The organism is Pedobacter sp. GW460-11-11-14-TSB4, from assembly GCF_059423705.1.
Genome location: NZ_JBWKYI010000061.1, coordinates 1 through 5,145, shown reverse-complemented (window position 1 = coordinate 5,145; position 5,145 = coordinate 1). Strand labels below are relative to the sequence as shown.

Annotated in this window: 3 protein-coding genes; all 3 read right to left on the bottom strand. The window is 36.2% G+C overall.

Annotation, left to right across the window (positions count from 1 at the left end; genetic code table 11):
• Positions 1-274 precede the first annotated feature (274 nt).
• Positions 275-1,906 carry a hypothetical protein gene (locus tag AC07YT_RS24970; protein ID WP_145954202.1) on the bottom strand — a complete coding sequence of 544 codons (1,632 nt, stop codon included), beginning with the start codon at positions 1,904-1,906 and terminating at the stop codon, positions 275-277.
• 168 nt (positions 1,907-2,074) lie between these two features.
• A complete protein-coding gene (locus AC07YT_RS24965) occupies positions 2,075-3,280 on the bottom strand; it encodes a beta-helix domain-containing protein (RefSeq protein ID WP_086545140.1) in 1,206 nt (401 codons plus the stop codon).
• A gap of 115 nt (positions 3,281-3,395) precedes the next feature.
• Positions 3,396-5,145: TonB-dependent receptor domain-containing protein (locus AC07YT_RS24960; RefSeq protein WP_494945580.1), on the bottom strand; the 1,750-nt coding region annotated here is incomplete at its 5' end.

The following is a 5,145-nucleotide window of genomic DNA, read 5'->3' as shown; positions in this document are numbered from 1 at the left end:
GTTAATGTACAATAATATTTTTTACCGCCGTTACCAGTGTGTATACTTGCCATCAGAAACTGTAGGCTGTAATTGATAGCTGTCAGGTGTACTGAAACCAACCAATCTCATTAATATTGGATCAGGAAATTCGTAATAATAACTAATCCTATTAATACCGGTGCCATCCCATTGATAGTAAATCCAGTTTCAACAGTTTTATAACTCATCTGATAGGGCTCCTGATCATTTGTAAATAGCTGCAATTCAAATATGCTCTTATAAATTAGAAATCCTATGTAAATTCTAGCGTAGGCTTTACTGTTTTTATAATTGTAATAGGCTTAGAGCCATTACCAGGCGTTATCAATATCGTATAACGTATGCGAATACCATCAAGATTGGTGGCATTATAGTAACCTGTTCCGATACTATAATCCTGACGATGCTGAACCTTAAAGAAAATATTCTTAGCATTCGCAACATTCGAGCTGCTACCATAAGCATAAATTTCTTCTCCAACGATTTCTTTCCCATAACTTTCGGGCATTGGATAATTTGGATCATTCCTATCCAAATACCTCTCTATGGTTGTTTTTTCAGAAGGACGGCCATAACTTGCATATTTTTGCCTATAAGGTACAAGTACATCAATTCTGGTAACTTTAACTGTTGTTCCATCATTTGTAACCTCTGGATTGGTTATTGGTCTAAAATCATTAAGGAGGCCATGATGATAAACTACACTATAATCGTCGATATATTTTGTCTCTGCACCAGGAGCTTCGTAGATTAACACTTTCTGATTCGCTACGAACAGAATTGGGGCTACTGAAAAATCAAAAACACCTAAAATCTTATTATAACTCGGAATATATCCAACGGAATTAGCATTCGCCGATCCCGGCATTGCTAAAGTAGTACTTAAGATACCGCTATTATTTGTTATTGAGCCAGTCAAATTAGTTTCTACTTTTAATTTTAGATCAACTACCTGAGGGCTGGTGGCAGCTCCCCCCAATATGGCACTAAAAAAACCTTTAACCGCACCACTTAAACCACCTTTAACACCATCCTCTATAGACTTTGTTACATCTGTTCCAAAGACTTTTGATTTAGGCAGATTTAGTGCTTGTATCCCCTTAAAACCAGCTACAAGAATAGCAGTATTCCCTAGATTCCCTAATAAACTACCTAGATTAAAGCCTCCAGAGCTTGCGGTACCAACAGTACCTGTTAAAGTTCCACTTGACGTTCCATTAAGTGCAACTTGAGACAAATTAGTTGAAGATACATTCCAAACAAAGTTTAAATTCTCTTGACTGGTGTTTGCAATATAGGGATCATAAGCTAGCTCGTATTGACAAGCATACCATGCACCAGTTGATAATATCTGATAATTTTGAATCTTTGTTACTGATTGTGGTACATTTTCAGGATCGATAATCTCTTTAGAAAAATTCATTATTGAAGACGGATATCCGCCAGATATGCCTAATCCATCACTAAAGTATGAAGATGCGTATGGGCTTCCAGGAGGTAAATACAGATAAAAGCGTATTAATCCTCTATATTTATTGTAAAGTGCAAAAAAATTGGGAGATGTTAATTGAGTAGGACTAAACGTATTGTAAATCAGATTCCAGCCATCTGCCTTTTTATAATCAAAAGCAATTTCATTTGGGAATAATTGATTACTCCCTGATGCCCAAGGCACCAAGATAGGTGGTGAACCTGCTGGTGTAGGCATATAATCAGCAGTTTCCCAATCAAAGACATGGGTGGGAATACTTGCAAGTTTATTACTAATTTTCAATTTCTTAGGTTCAGATACCAGAGTTGTATCTTTTTTACAGCCACAGAATGCCATAGCAATTAAAGCCGCAACCATTACGATTTTAAGAGATGTTAAATAGACGTTTTTCATAACTAAAAATACCGTTGTCTCATTAATAAATAGTTAAAGACTTATTAAGTTATCAATTATGCATTAATATAATTAGATTCTAATTTAAAACCATTATTACCAAAAAAGGGTATCCATCATATGATGAATACCCTATCTATATCCTGTTATACAGGAAAAAGTTTATGCTTATAGGTTAGCTAATAAATCTACACCATCAACGGTTGACCATTTACCTTTAACTAAAGTAGCACCAGTTGCAGTAGTTGAAGTGGTCCAGTTTGTACCAAAACTAGCCGCGGTAACGTTTATGGTAGACACTCCGTTAATAAACAAGTTTGGTGTATTGGTAACCTTAACATTAGTTAATTTGATCTTACCCGTTAATACCTGGTGGTCAAATGTAACTAAATCGCGGATTTGTACAGCACCACCATTAAATGCAGTAGGCGTTGTTTGGCTAGCATAACCATCAATTACGATATTGCTATAATCACCATTACCTTCTGCTTTAAACTGGAAAGCATCTAACTGGATTTCACTTTGTGCTTCAGTTGTAGTACCAGCAGCTCTTTTTAACGTAATGTTGGTTACTTTTGGAAAAAATGCATTGTCTACACCTTTTGATTCTACTTCCATACCATAGTTGCCCACACCGGTTTGATAAGCATACCAGTTGGTATTATCCTGGCCTCTCCAGCCATCCTGCCAATCGAAAGAATCATCAGCATTACCATAAGAGATTAAGTTTTTAGCACTTACGGTACCACCATAAAATTCGAAACCATCATCATTTCCTTTGTAAGAAACCAGGTTTTCTAATACTGTTCCACTACCTACAGAATAGAATGAGAAACCATTTTGTTCTTTAGAGTTGGTTGTAATTACACGGCCTGCATATTCTACTCTTACATATTTTAATGAACCACCATTATGGGCAGCATTAGTACCACCGTATGGCAATAATAAACCATCCTCAGAGTTTGAAGTTTGAGGAGCAGGAGCAGTCGATGAGTTTACAATCGGCGCATCACCATACATGATAATGCCATTCCAAGAACCACCAACTTTTGATTTTTCTGTTAATACAATTGGGTTATCGGCAGTACCGTTGGCAATTAACTTACCACCGTTTAATACTACTAAACCATCATCACCATCAGATTTATCAGCAGTAAAAGTAGAACCCGCCTCGATAGTTAAAGTAACACCTGATTGAATTTTAACAATACCTTTTAACGTATAATTACCAAAAGCCAATGTTCTGTTAGCTGTAATATCGCCTGTGATTTCGCCTACTACCGGAACTTTTGTAGGGATCTCGTCATCTTCGTCTTTTGAACAGCCCGTAAAAATTGTAGCTGACACAGCAATTGCATAAAGTAATTTTTTCATTTTTAATCTTTTTTAATTTTCCTTTGATGTGTAAATTTAGTTTTCCTATGTTTTGAATACATTAACCCATGTTTAACATTACGTAAACCGAAGGTTAATAAATCGTAATGTCAAATTAGAATGTGTAACCAAGGCCTAACGATACGCCAACACCTCTTTTATAATCTTTAACGGTAAGGTCGTTCTCGTATATTTTCACTAAACTATTTCCGCCTAAATCAACTTTATAAGTTGGGTTTAAGATATTCTCTACGCCAAACTTTAAATCCCACTTGCCCGAAATCTTGTTGCTCCAGATCAAATCCAGTTTTCCAAAAGGTTTTTCGTAATAGTTATCTAAACCATTGGTACCTACCGCGTAAATACGTTCGCCATAAATGTTGTAGGCCAGTGTAATGGTACTTTTCCAGTTTTTACTGAAATTACTTTCGTGTTTGATATCGGCATTGATTAACCACGGTGAAGCACCCTGTAACTTACGGGTATTATCATTACCGATGGCAGCAGTTTCTGCACTGTTTTTTACTTTATCGATGGTTGTTTTCGTATACATCAACGAGGTATTGAAACCAACTGAGAAATTAGAAAGTGATTCGCTGAATCTTGAGAGTTGCAATAAAAATTCTAATTCCGCACCATATAAAATTGCTTTTTTAGAGTTATCATAAGTAATGGCTAAACCACCGCTTCCAGCTGTTGGTGTAAACAAACGTTCAATAGGATTTTTCAAATATTTGGCAAATCCGGTTATGGCAAACATTTCGGTATTAGAAGGGAAAAACTCATATTTCACGTCTAAATTATAGTTTTGACTATTAATCACATTAGCATTACCATTTTCGATAGTTCCATCAGGATTTACGAACTCTAACGGGAAAGCCTCCATAATAACCGGTTTGGTTAAGGTTTTTGAAAGTGATAGCCTTAAGTTGGTTTTCTCGCTAACCGAATATTTAAAGTTTACAGCTGGCAAAACATCTGTATTGTTTTTTGTGACCCTTACAAAAGGATCGTCAATAGTTCCTGGATTTCTGAATCTTGTAACCCGTTGCGATTGCTCGACCCTTAACCCACCATTGATGTTAATTTTATCACCTACTACAAGAGATAAATCGGCATAACCGGCGTTAACACTTTCCTGCATGCGGGCAAGATAAGTTGCACCTGTACCTTCATTATAAGTAAAACCACCGTTGGCAATCTGCCCGGCCAAGGTAGCATCAGGTTGATTGGTATTAAAAGTAGCATTGTTAGAGGCCAGGTTTTGTGAAACCAAAAACCTGAAATTAGATTCTATTTTATTGAAAGAGCCATTGTAACCTACCGTAAATTTATTCGCTTTTGCTAAATCGCTATTTCCAAACTTCCAATTGTATTCCAATAAACCAGATCCGAAGAAATCGCCATTAAAATCCATATACTGTCTGGTGATACTATTACCAGTATAACTGATTGATGTGGTATTGTTATCAAGCTTCGCTCCTTTAAACGATTTTCTGTCAGGAAGTTCGTAGCCTGTTTTTGAATAAGAAGCTCCTGCCCTTACGCTATGTCTATCATCTTCCGTTATTTTATAATTCGCAAATACCTGTCCGGTAAAAAAATCAGTTTTTTGCAATTGGTTTAAGCGGATAAACGAGTTATTGGCAGTAGCCTGGCCATTGGTATAACCCAATTGATCCTGTATCATGGTTTCAGTTCCTTTTAAATAAAAGGCATTTAAATTTAAGTTTAACCTGTTGGTACCATAATTAACCGCACCCAATAAAGATGAGTTGGTCGAAAACCTGTATTTAGTGGTATATAAGTTGTTATCGTAAATACCCTGAACGGTATTAAAGAAACGATCTACACCTTCTCTTATT

Excerpts from the sequence above, each read along its gene's own strand:
- AC07YT_RS24965 (WP_086545140.1), bottom strand. The coding sequence starts at position 3,280 with ATGAAAAAATTACTTTATGCAATTGCTGTGTCAGCTACAATTTTTACG.
- AC07YT_RS24970 (WP_145954202.1), bottom strand. The coding sequence starts at position 1,906 with ATGAAAAACGTCTATTTAACATCTCTTAAAATCGTAATGGTTGCGGCT.